We start from the raw sequence: 12,235 nt of genomic DNA, 5'->3' as shown, positions 1-12,235 counted from the left end.
CATCTGGCAATAAAAAAACCGCATGACGCGGTTTTCTTCGGTTTACTAGCGGTTGTAGAATTCGACTACCAATAATTTCAGATATGAATAATAACGAATTTATCAACTTTTTTTATACTTTTTCGAAAGAATAAATGAGGTTATATCTCACAATTATCTCACACAGGGATCTTTTCGATTGTCTCTCTTAATTGTTCAATATTTTTATGTATATAGACTCTTTCAGTTGTATCAAATGATTTATGACCAATTAACTTTGTAACAGTAATATTGTTTGCATTAACATTGTTTAGTAATGTAGCAAAAGTATGTCGACAGTCATGTGGGAGATGATCCATTTTAAGCTTTCTCATAATTTTATCAAAATAATTGTTTCGATAGTTTTGATATTTCATTTTAGAATTAGAACGTGATGTTCGTATTAAAGGCAGTCCGCTTTCATAACGAGTTTGAATATACGGTAGTATTTTGTGATGAATGGGGACAATTCTATTTTTTCCTGCTTTTGTTTTGAAACCGCCTATAAAGATGTTTTTATCTAGATCAACGTTGACACCACAGATCAGATTTAGAAGTTCATTGATACGATAACCTGAATAAATCATGATAAGGATCGTATCAACATAAGGAAGATCAATATTATCCCATAAGGTTTTGATTTCGTCATTAGTAAATGGTTTGTGCATTTTAGATTTCACATCAGTTATTGGAATTGTAAATGCAGCGTAGTTTTTTTCTAGGATATCTTCTTGCACAGCATATTTGTTTACAGCGATCAAAAGTGAGCGCAGTTTTATTTTGGAAGAAGGAGAAAGTTTACACTCGTCTAATACCATCTGATAATGTGCTGTTTTAAGATTTTGAATAGGGATGTCATGGATCTTACTTGCATTTTTGAATCCAGCTTTGTATCCGCCTAATGTTTTGTTAGTTTTTTTTCTTGCAGCGATAGGTAGCCACATTTCATAAACATCCTTGAATTTTATTGATTGTGTTTTCTTTACATGATTAAAATGAGTAGGATTTATCTGAAATTCAAGAAGTGCAATTTTTGCTTCTTTTTCGGTTTCATAGTATCCGATCGTTTTGTATTTTTGACGATATCCCTTTTTTAAGTGTGGATCAAATTCAATACCTTCAGGAATTTTAGCGACCCACGGTCTTGATCTAGACTTTCCACCTAAATGATAGATAGTTCCTTCTCCGTTCGCATTTCGTGTTCTCTTTTTTGTTCTAGCCATTTTATCACCTCTCTATCATATTAGCAAAGTTTTACTCCCCTAATCTTTCGGGAATATAAACATTTTGTGTTAAATAATCAAAAACAGAAACTGCAATATTTTTAGGACACCCGCTTTGTATCCATTCCTGCATGCTAATTCCAACCTTTAGGCATGCAAAGATGTTTACTGGTAGTTCTGATTTGCATGGATACTTATGAAAAGTAAACACACCATGTTTGTAATCTATTAGATAATGCCCCAATTCATGCCATAATACAAATTCTTTGATTTGATAGGGAAGTCTTGAATCTATCCATATGATTGTTTTATTCCCAATGGCAATTACAGCATAGATGCTTTCAAAACGATCATAACGAATTTCTATATTATGCGTATTGAGCAATTGATAGATATCCTTTCCTGAGCTATAATCGAGTGCTGCTTTAATCTTATTCCAAATCATTTTACTCACCTCAACGTGAGTATATCATTTATTATTACATTAACTTTGTAACAATAATAAAAAGTTGCATATTTTTTTGCAAAATACGCAACTTTTTTAGGAACTGCTTAATAACACTTTTTACAAGGCGTATAACCTCTTGCAATCGCTTCATCTCTAGTTAACTGAATAGGGCTTGTCATATTACTACAACTTGCTCGTGAATGATACTTACCAACATAATCTGTTCCTGCAACCCATACCATGCTAGTTACAGGTTCTTGAGGTTGAGCAGGCGATTGAGTAGGTTGTTCTTCCACTACTGGCGGTGTATTAACAACTGGAGTCTGTGTTGGCTGCTCTTGCTCACTAGGCGTATTGCTTTCAGGAGTTTGGGTTGGAGCATCATTTGTATCAGGTGTAGATTGTTCTTCCGTTGGCGCTTGTTCTTCTTCTGGATTTTGATTTTCATTATCTGATTTATTGTCAGATACATTATCATTTTTATCAGATTCTTTCTTTTCAGCAATTTTTTCTTCATTGAATGCCTCTGGATTAGCCAATCTATAACATAGAGTAGCATGGAAAGATACATAGAAAAGTAATAGAGCACTTAATAATATTTTCATTCCTTTTTTTCGTTCATCGTTTTTCCAAACAAAATATAATAATCCGAGCGGGAAGAAAATCGTCAAAAGCACTTTAATTAGTCGCTTACTATTCTTCTTATTTGGATCATCAGGCATCTTGTTATTGGCGCCATTGTTTATGCTTTCATCAGATTTCTTTTTGATAGATTCTTCTTTAACATAATTGATTCCGCCGCCTAAGTTTGCAGTTTTTCTTATTCTACCATTAGCAGTTTTGGTAACACGATAATGTTTTGTGCCAACACTGTAACCGATGCCGGATTTGCTTAAATTGATTCTTAAAGGTCCGACATTAACGCTTTTTCTAAATCTAATCCCCATGAATTTAATCCTCCTAATCTTCTAATCCTTTAGCGATTTTAATGATATCCTCTTTGCTTATTTTAGAGTTATCATCTTTTAAGAAGTTGAACAGCTGCATATCATGGCGTTCTAGCACGCCTAGCGCCCATTCATAAGAATACTTATCAATATCCTCCTTAATAGGTTTCGACTTGCTGGTAGGCTTAGCGAAAGCCTCAGGGAACGCAGATTTAAGAGTAACATTCATACGATTTCTAATATCGCTATCTGAATTTTCCATTGCTGTCACTATCTCTTGAATATCTTTTGAAAGTGGTGTATTTTTCACTCCTGTTTCGTTATCTAACAGATAATCAATAGAAACATTGAAAAAGGCAGAAAGTGTAATTAAAATTTCGAAATTAGGTTCCCGTTGACCCGATTCCCATTTACTATATGCAGCCTGAGTTACATTCAACATAGTAGCCATTTCAATTTGTGTTAAGTTACGACTTTTTCTTAATTCTTTTAGTTTAAGACTGAACATAAAACACCTACCTTTATCTGTATTTTATCAGACAATTTGTCAGCAATGTTGCACTAATTCAAAAATAATACAAAATGTCATATTTTATATTGACAAAATATCCTAAATGGAATATTATTTAATCAAGATATGACGTTCTGTCATAAAAAACAGAAGGAGAGGTATAAAAAATGAATATCATAGAGGACCTGAAAAGAATAGATACGAATGATATAAGGTTCAACTTCGATTATTTAACATCTGTTGATAGGATAGTAGAGTTAGTGCCATCGCTTCAATCAGAACTTGATAAAACAGAGCAGCTGTCTAGAAGAAAAGGATTGACCGCACGTAGGGATTTAATCGCAAGAGTACATATGTCATTGTTTGAATATATGAACCAACATAGACAGGAAGCAAGTATAAACACAATATTATATCGCTTTGACATTTCAAACATGACACGTGAAGAGGCTAAATTTATTTATAAAGAATTTGGTTTACCTGATGAGAAAGAAGTAAGAAAAATTAAACTCATGCGTTTATTCATTAAAAAATTAGAGCGATTATATAGCCAACAAAAATAAGAGCAATTGCCCAAATACATTCAAATATGATTTTCCATAATTTTGAATGTAGCTCATTGAAATACAGCCATCCCTTTTTCGTACCTATGAAAATATGTTTATTATCTTTTCCTAAATCGTGGTTTAGATAACCGCATTTTGCTAGACACATCGCATGATAGTAAATTTTAAGATTACTTATAGATAAAGCCTTTTGTATATCTTCAAGAGGGATGGCTAATTGACTGTCAAAAGGTAGGTTTTCTCTAATGTGGTAAAAAAGGACATATTTTAGAATCCGATACTGTGCTAATAAATAGAACATAAAATCACCTCAAGCAAATCATATCAAATAAACGGTTTTATGTCATACCAAAAAATCCGTACAGGGAGATACAGCCCTGCTGATGATGGCTATAAGGTAGCCGAAACGGAAAGGAAGTGAGAAATATGAGAGCGTGGCTAATTGATGCTAGAAAGCAGAAGTCATTAACTCAAGAAGAAGTCGCACAGTATCTAGGAGTTACTTCAACTGCAATCGTCAAATACGAACGCGGAGAACGAACGCCTAAACCTAAGACTGCACAGAAATTAGGCGAGCTTCTAGGTTTTGATTGGACGCAGTTTTATACCAGTTAATGACGATTACATTATAGCAAGTATAGTCAATTTCAGATTTTCCAGTAAAGAAAGGAAACATAGCAGTTTTTGAAAGAAAGGAAAGATGATATGAATCTGATTAAAAATGCAATTGATAGAACGATTGCGAAAACTCATGATAAAAAATCTTATTCAAATTGCAACATTGCAAAGTATGTAGGGTATTCAGAAGCGACCATTTCAAAATTGGTAAATGGAATGCAGACACCATCGCCAGATGTGATTGTATCAATTTCTGCTTATCTTCACGATCCAATTTTGAAAGAAGAGTATTGTGCACAGATGTGCCCAATCGGGAAATGCAAGCACCCGAATGGATATATACCACAGGATTTGCTTACCACTGGCTATATGATGCCAAGTGTTATTCAGTCGCAAAGTGATTATATGAATACATTGCATAAAGCATTGGCTGATGGTAAGTTGAGCAGAAGCGAGGTGCTTAGGTTAAAAGAATTTACCGCACAATTTTGGGAAAATATTGCAATTCAGACAGATATTGCAAATATGATTGAGAATTTGAATGTAGGTGATTTCAGTGAATAGAAAATTATTCATGACACCGCAAGAAGCAGCAAATGCATTCAACAATGAAATATCTGCAGAATGTATAAGAGCGTGGATCAAAGCAGGGATTTGTCCGTTTGGAGTGTGTGTGGTAAAGCCAGGCAATGCAAAAGGCAAGTACCTGATTAGTCGAAGGGAAGTAGAAGAAATAGTTAAAACAGGCAAAATAAAAATGCTGATGTTTAACAATCAACAAGCAAACATCAGCAATGACGAAAAATCACCAAAATCGTCATATCTATTTTAACACAAAAATATGAGGAAAACAAAATGAATAAAAAGATATTACCGATTATAGCGCTATCCGGATATGCCGTTGCATATTTTGGATGTGCTAATTTACAAGGAAAGTTAAATACCGCAGAAAATAAGATCATCACGTTAAGAGAGATACAGGGAAAAACGATCGAGAAAAATGCTGTAATGATCACAGAAATCGAAAAACTTAGATCGGAAAATGCAGTTATGAAAGCGGAGTTAAACAACGAGATCAATCAGAATACTCACATTGATATGCCTATAACAGACATTGCTGCTATTCCTGATGAGACATTTAGAAATGTAGCGATAAACTATCCTGATATTGATCCTGGATTTGCATATGCTATGTTCCTGCTCGAAACCGCAAGAGGGACAAGCGAGGTATGGATAAATCATAACAATCCTGCCGGGATTATTACATTAGATGGTAGCGGAGAGTACCGGCATTATGATTCTAAGGAAGAAGGAATCGATGCGATGTTTCATCTGATTCAATATTATGCTGTAAATGGACGTAATACACCATTGTTGTTGCGCCAAGTGTGGGCAGAAGAGCCAAGAACAGATGAAATCATAGATATTTGGAGAGAAGTACATGGAGGAAACGGAAATGATAAAAAAGCAAATTAAACTATTACCATCAATCATATATGGCTTGACTTGGCGCATTGCAATACTGGTATTCGCTTTGATTGGATTTGCGGAGTGGATCTACTCATGAAAAGCATCGAAGAAGTCAAAGCCATCATCAAGTTAAATCTGAAAGCAGGAAAGGAAAATGCAATCAGTAGAAGTACGCTAAAACAAATAACCGGAGTTTCCGATCGTACGAACAGAAAAGCAATCGAGCTGCTGATAAGAGAAGATCTATTGCCGATATGCAGTTATTCATCGGGGAAAGGGTATTTCATTGCAAATACAGTTGAAGAAGCACAGCACACTTTGAATGAACGCCATAAGCGAGCAATGAAGCATTTAATGAGCGAATATACATTCAAAAAATTCATACAGGAACAAAAACAAGAGGTGATGAAATTATGATGGACAGAAGAGATCCGGACTATGTACCGGTGTATCAATGTGATATCTGCGGGGAAGTGCTGCATGTGGGAGATCGTTATAAAGAACTGCAAGATGGAACGATCGAATGCTTGGAGTGCTTGCTTGAGGAATTAGAAACAGTCGAAGCAGAACCTTCTGCAAAAAACATAAGAGCGCATCTCTATTAGGAGGAACATATGAAAGAAAACTACATCATGACCGTATTAAAGACAATGGCAGAGAAGATCCGTTCTCTGGAAGATGAAATCTATTTCAAAAATCTTAAAATCGAATCATTAAAAGAACAGTTGAAGGAGAAGACAGATGAAAAGCACAACGACTAAAGAAATCTTGAGTGAAATAAATACAATGGATGTCCCAAATGAAAATGAGAATGAATCGGTTTTCAACATTCTAAATGCGATCAATGTCAATGATAAGGTAGAGAAGAAAAACGGACTTTCTTACCTGTCATGGGCATTTGCATGGGGCGAAGTAAAAAAGCATTATCCGGATGCGAATTATACGATATATGAGCGTATGACCGATTATGGAGAAGTAAATTACTTTACCGACGGCATGACGTGTTGGGTCAAGACAGGCGTAACGATCAATGGCTTGGAACATATCGAGGAATTGCCGGTCATGGACTTCAAAAACAAGTCGATCGCTCTTGATAAAGTAACTTCATTTGACGTAAATAAAGCAATCCAAAGAAGTCTGACAAAAGCATTAGCAAGACATGGATTAGGGTTATATATCTATGCCGGAGAAGATCTGCCGGAAGAAGAACGTAAGAGCACGAAAAAGGAATATCCGATGGACGAAACAAGAACGGCACAGATGGAACGCTATCAACTGCTACTAAAGGCAATGGCGCCGCTTGGCATTGACATGAAAGACAAATCAATTACAGATTTCGTATTAAAACATGCTTACATAGAAACGACAGATGTAACGCAATTAGATCATAGTGAACTGGGACGATTATTGAACGTTATGGATCTTTTGATCCAGAAGAAGAAAGAAAAAAATGAAAAGCAAGCGCAGCAGAGCGTGTGATATAACGGCAAAAGTAAAACGGGCAGTATGGGAAAGAGATGGGCAAAGATGTATCATCTGCGGCTCATCTTCTGCCATGCCGAATGCTCATTATATCCCACGTTCCAAAGGCGGATTGGGCATTGAACAGAATATCGTTACACTATGTCAAAATTGCCATTATATGACGGATCAGAGCATCAATCGTCCGTATTATCTGGCCTTTATCAAGGCGTATTTAGAAAAGCATTATCCCGACTTTTCAGATAGAGAAAGGGTGTATAGAAAATGAAAGTGATCGGAAATTTCATCAGACGATCGATAGATGAAGACGGCGACATGGAAATCACGTTCAAGATATCGAATTGGCAGTATCGGAAATGGATAGAAGCATTGAAGAAAAAAGAGTATGCCATTGAAATCAAAGAGGTCAAAAGTCAGAGATCGATCAATCAGAACAATTATTTATGGTCTCTGATCCATGACATCTGTTGCCATGAAAATGCATCATCAAATGATGAATGGGAAATGTATTGTGTGTTGTTAGAGAGAGCGAATGCAAAATTTGAATGGATCTTGTGCTTGCAGGAAGCTGTAGAGGAGTTAAAGAAGCAAGTAAGAGCTATTAGGGTGTATGGATATGAAGAACGACCTAACGGTTCTATCTGGGCGCAATGCAAGGTATATGTAGGCAGTTCAAAAATGAATACTGAAGAAATGGGAAAGTTGATCGATGCAACATTGGAATATGCGCATCAATTAGGGCTTGATACTGCCTTTTATGATGAGGTATTGAGATGAACAGAAGTAAATACAGAGCGATCAAAACGTGTATTGACGGGATCATGTTTGACAGTAAAAAAGAAGCTAACAGGTATTGTGAATTATGTTTGATGGAGCGTGCCGGTGTCATTACCGATCTACAATTGCAAGTGCCATTCGTATTGGTAGAGAAATCAAAATACGGGCGAGAAATCAAGTATGTGGCTGATTTTACCTACATAGAGAACGAAAAATACATTGTTGAAGATGTGAAATCATCGGCAACGAAAACACCGCTGTATCAGCTTAAAAAGCGCCTTGTTGCAGAGATTTACGGAGTGGAAATCAAAGAGGTGTAAGGTATGGAAAAGGTGGGTTTTGTTAAACTGCACAGAAAGATAATGGATTGGGAATGGTACGACAGTTACCCGGAGTTCAAATTATTCATTCACTTGTTGTTAAAGGTCAATCATGATGATGTTGATTGGCGTGGAGAGAAGATAAAAAGAGGCAGTTGTATTACATCTTTGGGCAGTTTAAGCGCTGAAACAGGGCTTTCAATCCAACAGATTAGGACTGCGTTAAAACATCTAAAATCAACACATGAAATAACAAGCATCGGACGTAATAAAAACACTTTAGTTATCGTGTTAAATTACGATTTATACCAAGAAGGTAACACGATAATTAACAATCAAGTAACAATCAATCAACAATCAACTAACAATCAACTAACAACAAACAAGAATGATAAGAATGAAAAGAATGATAAGAATGAAAAGAATATATATGGCGCGTATCGTCATGTTCGCTTATCATTCAATGAAATTGAGAAGCTGAAAGCAGAGTTTCCGGATTATAAAAAGAAGATCCAGAATTTGGATGACTATATCGAAATGACGGGTAAAACATACAAGAATCACTACTTGACGATCAAGATATGGGAAGCAAGGGATCAGGTCAAAAGAAGAAAGCAAGACAAGCCACTTCCGGATTGGTATTACGATCAAGGGGAAGAAACAAGCGAAGTAGTGAGTGATGAGGAAATAAAGAAATTATTATCCGAGATAGCATGCAAGGAGGAATCAAATTGAAAGTAATTGATCAAGCAATTTCAAAAAAATATGCACTCTACAATGGCGATAGTGCAGAAGTAATGCAGTTTTTGCAAGATAATAGCATGGATTATTCAATTTTTAGTCCACCATTTGAGGATTTATATACGTATAGCGATAGCCCTAGAGATTTAGGAAATTGCAGGAGCACAGAGGAATTTTATCAGCAGTTCACATTCATCGTTAAAGAATTGTATCGTATTATGAAGCCAGGTCGGTTAGTCAGCATTCACTGTATGGATCTTCCAACTACAAAAAATAATGACGGTTTTATCGGATTGAAAGACTTTCCGGGAATCTTGATCAAACTATTTCAGGAGTGCGGATTTTATTATCATTCGCGTGTAACGATTTGGAAAGATCCGGTTGTTGCAATGCAACGTACCAAAGCACTTGGGCTTCTACATAAGCAAATTAAAAAAGATAGTTCCATGTGTAGACAAGGGATTGCCGATTATATCATTACCATGAGAAAACCGGGAGATAATCAAAACTTGATTGCACATACTAATGAGACGTTTCCGGTAGAAAAATGGCAGCAGTATGCAAGTCCGGTATGGATGGATATTAAACAATCAAATACACTGAATCGTACTTCTGTAAGAGAAGAACGTGATGAAAAGCATATCTGTCCTTTACAACTGGATGTAATTGAAAGATGTATTGAATTATGGAGTGCAGAAGAAGAAATAGTATTTACACCGTTTCTTGGTATTGGATCAGAGGTATATCAAGCAATCAAAATGCACCGTAAAGGTATCGGAATTGAATTAAAGCCATCATATTTCAAGCAGGCAGTGAAAAATTGTCAAAAGGCAGAAACATCAGAAGAACAGATCGATCTATTTGAGGGATTAGAGCTATGACTTATGACGAATTTCTAAAATCCAAAGAATATCAGTCAATCGAAAGTGGATTTGATGCAAAATATCTTAATGAGAATTTATTTGATTACCAAGAAGCAATTGTTAAGTGGGCATTGCGAAAAGGAAGAGCAGCATTATTTGAAGATACCGGATTAGGAAAAACAATTCAGCAATTATCATGGGCAGAATCAGTTCATAAGCATACAAATGAACCTGTGTTGATACTAGCACCACTTGCAGTAGCAGAACAAACGAAACAAGAGGCGCATAAATTTGGTATCCATTGTGAATTATGCAGTTCACAAGAAGATGTGGTAAATGGTGTTAATATCACAAACTATGATAAATTACATAAATTTGATACGGATGTGTTTAGTGGAATTGTATTAGATGAATCATCCATCATAAAGTCTTATTCCGGAAAGACCACTAATGAATTATTAGAGCGTTTTGCACATACACCATACAAACTATGTTGTACAGCAACGCCTTCGCCAAATGACTATACGGAAATCGGTACAACAGCAGAATTTCTAGGGATCATGCCGAGAAGTGAAATGTTATCAACATTTTTCATCAATGACTGTATTAAAAGAAAAGGAAAACAAGAGCGGATTGGCTGGAGATTGAAAGGGCATGCGGAAAAGGAGTTTTTCAAATGGATTTCAACCTGGGCAATGATGATTAAGAATCCGAAGGACTTAGGCTTTGACGGAAGCAGATTTGATCTACCTGAATTAAACATTCATGAAATTGTAGTGGAAAGTACGCCTGAAGAAACAAGTTTATTTGTTGAGTACGCTGAAACATTGACAGAAAGACGTGAAGCAAGAAAGCAGAGTGTAGAAGAACGTGTACGGATTGCTAATAAAATTGCCAAGAAATCAAATCAATGTTTGGTGTGGTGTGATTACAATTATGAGAGTGAAATGTTGTATAAAGCCATTCATGGATCGGTCGAAGTAAAAGGATCAGATGATCCCGAACATAAAAAGAATGCCATGATTGGATTTGCGGCAGGAAAGATAAAAACACTGATTTCAAAGCCTTCTATTTGTGGATTTGGAATGAACTGGCAGAATTGTAATCAAATGATCTTTTGTGGATTATCAGATTCTTATGAGCAATTTTATCAGGCAATCAGAAGATGTTATCGATTTGGACAGCAAAATGCAGTAGATGTATATGTCATTATTTCTGAAAAAGAAATGAAAGTATTGGAAAATATTAAACGAAAACAAGCTGAGCATATGCGTATGAGTGATGAAATGATTAAAATCATGAGTCAATCAGCAATCGATGAAATTAAGGGAATTACAAAAAAGAAAACTGAGTATTTACCACAAAATGAAATGGAAATACCAAAATGGTTACCTTTTTAGATGGCCCTGGATAGGAGGAAGAACATGATTAACAGAGTTGTATTGATAGGAAGACTTACTAAAGATCCAGTATTACGCAAGACGCTGAACGATAAGTCAGTAGTGCAATTCACGCTTGCCTGCAACCGGAATGTAAGCAAAGACGGAGAACAAAATGTAGACTTTATCAACTGCATTGCATGGAATAAGGTTGCGGAGTTGATGGTGCAATATCTGCATAAAGGATCTTTGATTGGTATTGATGGAAGAATCCAAACAAGAAATTATCAGGATAAAAGCGGAAGAACAGTGTATTTGACAGAAGTAGTTGTAGAACAACAACAATTTCTAGAGCCTAAATCAGCGCAGCATAGTAATGAAAACGCTCAAAGGTATAATCATACCATGCAATCTAATTTCAACGAACCAAATGGCTATCAGGATATGGGGAATTATCAAAAGGATACAGTTGATATTTCCAGTGATGACCTTCCATTTTGATGAATCGTGAAGAAATAAAACAGATGATGATAGGTACAGAGAGCGGACTTGAAGATTACTTAATTCAGTTAAACCTCTCTGCACCTGCCATCAATCGGATTTTTGATAAGATCGGAATCGTTGAAAAATGCGCGATCGTCTTAGGCAGAGCAGTTGAACAAGAAAGAAAACCTGTTTTACCCGTTGAAGCAACTGAAAAGGACTATGATAAAGCCCATGCTAGAGCAGAGAAGTGGCAGAGAGAATACACGAATTTGAAGAAACGCTATGATCGAATGTCATTAGCCTATGACAAAGTGAGAGAAGAAATAAGCAAGAAAAACAAGGAAATAGAACACTTGAAAAGAGTGTTGGAAAGGTTGGGAAATTGA

22 protein-coding genes are annotated in these 12,235 nt (G+C 35.9%); 17 read left to right on the top strand and 5 right to left on the bottom strand.

Features of this window, described 5'->3' with window-relative positions:
* Positions 1-158: 158 nt before the first annotated feature.
* The 4 genes from C1712_RS04075 to C1712_RS04060 all read right to left on the bottom strand — a co-directional run bounded on the left by C1712_RS04075 (position 159) and on the right by C1712_RS04060 (position 3,144).
* Positions 159-1,241 (bottom strand): tyrosine-type recombinase/integrase, encoded by a 1,083-nt coding sequence (locus tag C1712_RS04075; RefSeq protein ID WP_102267047.1) that lies wholly within the window; start codon positions 1,239-1,241, stop codon positions 159-161.
* A gap of 31 nt (positions 1,242-1,272) precedes the next feature.
* Positions 1,273-1,686: a hypothetical protein gene (locus C1712_RS04070; protein ID WP_102267045.1), complete on the bottom strand. Its 414-nt coding sequence runs from the start codon at positions 1,684-1,686 to the stop codon at positions 1,273-1,275.
* A 107-nt stretch (positions 1,687-1,793) separates the two neighbouring features.
* Positions 1,794-2,636 carry a DUF4236 domain-containing protein gene (locus C1712_RS04065; protein ID WP_102267043.1) on the bottom strand — a complete coding sequence of 281 codons (843 nt, stop codon included), beginning with the start codon at positions 2,634-2,636 and terminating at the stop codon, positions 1,794-1,796.
* Positions 2,637-2,649: 13 nt separating this feature from the next.
* The gene (locus C1712_RS04060) at positions 2,650-3,144 is read right to left on the bottom strand and encodes a helix-turn-helix domain-containing protein (RefSeq protein WP_102267041.1); all 495 of its coding nucleotides are present in this window, start codon (positions 3,142-3,144) and stop codon (positions 2,650-2,652) included.
* Positions 3,145-3,314: 170 nt separating this feature from the next.
* Here C1712_RS04060 and C1712_RS04055 point away from each other — a divergent pair, with 170 nt between their 5' ends.
* Positions 3,315-3,710, top strand: a complete 396-nt coding sequence (locus C1712_RS04055; protein WP_102267039.1) for a hypothetical protein — start codon at positions 3,315-3,317, stop codon at positions 3,708-3,710.
* Here the strand turns inward: C1712_RS04055 and C1712_RS12870 are convergent.
* Positions 3,673-4,014 (bottom strand): hypothetical protein, encoded by a 342-nt coding sequence (locus C1712_RS12870; protein ID WP_102267037.1) that lies wholly within the window; start codon positions 4,012-4,014, stop codon positions 3,673-3,675. The genes C1712_RS04055 and C1712_RS12870 overlap by 38 nt on opposite strands.
* A 125-nt stretch (positions 4,015-4,139) precedes the next feature.
* Here C1712_RS12870 and C1712_RS04045 point away from each other — a divergent pair, with 125 nt between their 5' ends.
* The 16 genes from C1712_RS04045 to C1712_RS03975 all read left to right on the top strand — a co-directional run bounded on the left by C1712_RS04045 (position 4,140) and on the right by C1712_RS03975 (position 12,235).
* A complete protein-coding gene (locus C1712_RS04045; RefSeq protein ID WP_102267035.1) occupies positions 4,140-4,328 on the top strand; it encodes a helix-turn-helix transcriptional regulator in 189 nt (62 codons plus the stop codon).
* A gap of 90 nt (positions 4,329-4,418) precedes the next feature.
* Positions 4,419-4,895 carry a helix-turn-helix domain-containing protein gene (locus tag C1712_RS04040; RefSeq protein WP_102267033.1) on the top strand — a complete coding sequence of 159 codons (477 nt, stop codon included), beginning with the start codon at positions 4,419-4,421 and terminating at the stop codon, positions 4,893-4,895.
* Positions 4,888-5,163 (top strand): MerR family transcriptional regulator, encoded by a 276-nt coding sequence (locus C1712_RS04035; protein ID WP_102267031.1) that lies wholly within the window; start codon positions 4,888-4,890, stop codon positions 5,161-5,163. The genes C1712_RS04040 and C1712_RS04035 overlap by 8 nt, the downstream gene beginning before the upstream one ends.
* A 23-nt stretch (positions 5,164-5,186) precedes the next feature.
* Positions 5,187-5,807: a glucosaminidase domain-containing protein gene (locus C1712_RS04030; protein ID WP_102267029.1), complete on the top strand. Its 621-nt coding sequence runs from the start codon at positions 5,187-5,189 to the stop codon at positions 5,805-5,807.
* 87 nt (positions 5,808-5,894) lie between these two features.
* Positions 5,895-6,218, top strand: coding sequence for an HTH domain-containing protein (locus tag C1712_RS04025; RefSeq protein WP_102267027.1), 324 nt, complete (start codon positions 5,895-5,897; stop codon positions 6,216-6,218).
* On the top strand, positions 6,215-6,406 hold the full coding sequence (locus tag C1712_RS04020) for a hypothetical protein (protein WP_102267025.1): 192 nt from the start codon (positions 6,215-6,217) through the stop codon (positions 6,404-6,406). The genes C1712_RS04025 and C1712_RS04020 overlap by 4 nt, the downstream gene beginning before the upstream one ends.
* 9 nt (positions 6,407-6,415) lie before the next feature.
* The gene (locus C1712_RS12625; protein WP_180963065.1) at positions 6,416-6,562 is read left to right on the top strand and encodes a hypothetical protein; all 147 of its coding nucleotides are present in this window, start codon (positions 6,416-6,418) and stop codon (positions 6,560-6,562) included.
* On the top strand, positions 6,543-7,280 hold the full coding sequence (locus C1712_RS12865) for a Sak single strand annealing protein (protein WP_219718835.1): 738 nt from the start codon (positions 6,543-6,545) through the stop codon (positions 7,278-7,280). The genes C1712_RS12625 and C1712_RS12865 overlap by 20 nt, the downstream gene beginning before the upstream one ends.
* Positions 7,252-7,551 carry an HNH endonuclease gene (locus C1712_RS04010; protein WP_102267023.1) on the top strand — a complete coding sequence of 100 codons (300 nt, stop codon included), beginning with the start codon at positions 7,252-7,254 and terminating at the stop codon, positions 7,549-7,551. The genes C1712_RS12865 and C1712_RS04010 overlap by 29 nt, the downstream gene beginning before the upstream one ends.
* Positions 7,548-8,060: a hypothetical protein gene (locus C1712_RS04005; RefSeq protein ID WP_102267021.1), complete on the top strand. Its 513-nt coding sequence runs from the start codon at positions 7,548-7,550 to the stop codon at positions 8,058-8,060. The genes C1712_RS04010 and C1712_RS04005 overlap by 4 nt, the downstream gene beginning before the upstream one ends.
* Positions 8,057-8,380, top strand: a complete 324-nt coding sequence (locus C1712_RS04000; protein WP_102267019.1) for a DUF1064 domain-containing protein — start codon at positions 8,057-8,059, stop codon at positions 8,378-8,380. The genes C1712_RS04005 and C1712_RS04000 overlap by 4 nt, the downstream gene beginning before the upstream one ends.
* Positions 8,381-8,383: 3 nt before the next feature.
* Positions 8,384-9,115 carry a hypothetical protein gene (locus tag C1712_RS03995; protein WP_102267017.1) on the top strand — a complete coding sequence of 244 codons (732 nt, stop codon included), beginning with the start codon at positions 8,384-8,386 and terminating at the stop codon, positions 9,113-9,115.
* Entirely contained in the window at positions 9,112-10,002 is an 891-nt protein-coding gene (locus tag C1712_RS03990; RefSeq protein WP_245858053.1) for a DNA-methyltransferase, read from the top strand. The genes C1712_RS03995 and C1712_RS03990 overlap by 4 nt, the downstream gene beginning before the upstream one ends.
* Positions 9,999-11,384: an SNF2-related protein gene (locus C1712_RS03985; protein WP_102267013.1), complete on the top strand. Its 1,386-nt coding sequence runs from the start codon at positions 9,999-10,001 to the stop codon at positions 11,382-11,384. Before C1712_RS03990 ends, C1712_RS03985 begins: the two co-directional genes overlap by 4 nt.
* Before the next feature lie 24 nt (positions 11,385-11,408).
* Positions 11,409-11,864, top strand: a complete 456-nt coding sequence (locus tag C1712_RS03980; RefSeq protein ID WP_102267011.1) for a single-stranded DNA-binding protein — start codon at positions 11,409-11,411, stop codon at positions 11,862-11,864.
* Positions 11,864-12,235 carry a hypothetical protein gene (locus C1712_RS03975; RefSeq protein ID WP_102267008.1) on the top strand — a complete coding sequence of 124 codons (372 nt, stop codon included), beginning with the start codon at positions 11,864-11,866 and terminating at the stop codon, positions 12,233-12,235. The genes C1712_RS03980 and C1712_RS03975 overlap by 1 nt, the downstream gene beginning before the upstream one ends.

Origin of the sequence: Massilicoli timonensis, from assembly GCF_900199515.1 — a bacterium.
GTDB classification, from domain to species: Bacteria; Bacillota_I; Bacilli_A; order Erysipelotrichales; family Erysipelotrichaceae; genus Massilicoli; species Massilicoli timonensis.
Note: the sequence above shows the minus strand (reverse complement) of the source record. Positions and strands in the feature narration are given on the sequence as shown.

What these genes read in the sequence shown, in the direction of transcription:
- C1712_RS12865 (WP_219718835.1), top strand. Translation starts at nt 6,543, where the DNA reads ATGAAAAGCACAACGACTAAAGAAATCTTGAGTGAAATAAATACAATG.
- C1712_RS04040 (WP_102267033.1), top strand. Translation starts at nt 4,419, where the DNA reads ATGAATCTGATTAAAAATGCAATTGATAGAACGATTGCGAAAACTCAT.
- C1712_RS04005 (WP_102267021.1), top strand. Translation starts at nt 7,548, where the DNA reads ATGAAAGTGATCGGAAATTTCATCAGACGATCGATAGATGAAGACGGC.
- C1712_RS04020 (WP_102267025.1), top strand. Translation starts at nt 6,215, where the DNA reads ATGATGGACAGAAGAGATCCGGACTATGTACCGGTGTATCAATGTGAT.
- C1712_RS03975 (WP_102267008.1), top strand. Translation starts at nt 11,864, where the DNA reads ATGAATCGTGAAGAAATAAAACAGATGATGATAGGTACAGAGAGCGGA.
- C1712_RS04010 (WP_102267023.1), top strand. Translation starts at nt 7,252, where the DNA reads ATGAAAAGCAAGCGCAGCAGAGCGTGTGATATAACGGCAAAAGTAAAA.
- C1712_RS12870 (WP_102267037.1), bottom strand. Translation starts at nt 4,014, where the DNA reads ATGTTCTATTTATTAGCACAGTATCGGATTCTAAAATATGTCCTTTTT.
- C1712_RS04025 (WP_102267027.1), top strand. Translation starts at nt 5,895, where the DNA reads ATGAAAAGCATCGAAGAAGTCAAAGCCATCATCAAGTTAAATCTGAAA.
- C1712_RS04075 (WP_102267047.1), bottom strand. Translation starts at nt 1,241, where the DNA reads ATGGCTAGAACAAAAAAGAGAACACGAAATGCGAACGGAGAAGGAACT.
- C1712_RS04055 (WP_102267039.1), top strand. Translation starts at nt 3,315, where the DNA reads ATGAATATCATAGAGGACCTGAAAAGAATAGATACGAATGATATAAGG.
- C1712_RS03985 (WP_102267013.1), top strand. Translation starts at nt 9,999, where the DNA reads ATGACTTATGACGAATTTCTAAAATCCAAAGAATATCAGTCAATCGAA.
- C1712_RS04000 (WP_102267019.1), top strand. Translation starts at nt 8,057, where the DNA reads ATGAACAGAAGTAAATACAGAGCGATCAAAACGTGTATTGACGGGATC.
- C1712_RS03980 (WP_102267011.1), top strand. Translation starts at nt 11,409, where the DNA reads ATGATTAACAGAGTTGTATTGATAGGAAGACTTACTAAAGATCCAGTA.
- C1712_RS04045 (WP_102267035.1), top strand. Translation starts at nt 4,140, where the DNA reads ATGAGAGCGTGGCTAATTGATGCTAGAAAGCAGAAGTCATTAACTCAA.
- C1712_RS04060 (WP_102267041.1), bottom strand. Translation starts at nt 3,144, where the DNA reads ATGTTCAGTCTTAAACTAAAAGAATTAAGAAAAAGTCGTAACTTAACA.
- C1712_RS12625 (WP_180963065.1), top strand. Translation starts at nt 6,416, where the DNA reads ATGAAAGAAAACTACATCATGACCGTATTAAAGACAATGGCAGAGAAG.
- C1712_RS03995 (WP_102267017.1), top strand. Translation starts at nt 8,384, where the DNA reads ATGGAAAAGGTGGGTTTTGTTAAACTGCACAGAAAGATAATGGATTGG.
- C1712_RS04065 (WP_102267043.1), bottom strand. Translation starts at nt 2,636, where the DNA reads ATGGGGATTAGATTTAGAAAAAGCGTTAATGTCGGACCTTTAAGAATC.
- C1712_RS04070 (WP_102267045.1), bottom strand. Translation starts at nt 1,686, where the DNA reads ATGATTTGGAATAAGATTAAAGCAGCACTCGATTATAGCTCAGGAAAG.
- C1712_RS04030 (WP_102267029.1), top strand. Translation starts at nt 5,187, where the DNA reads ATGAATAAAAAGATATTACCGATTATAGCGCTATCCGGATATGCCGTT.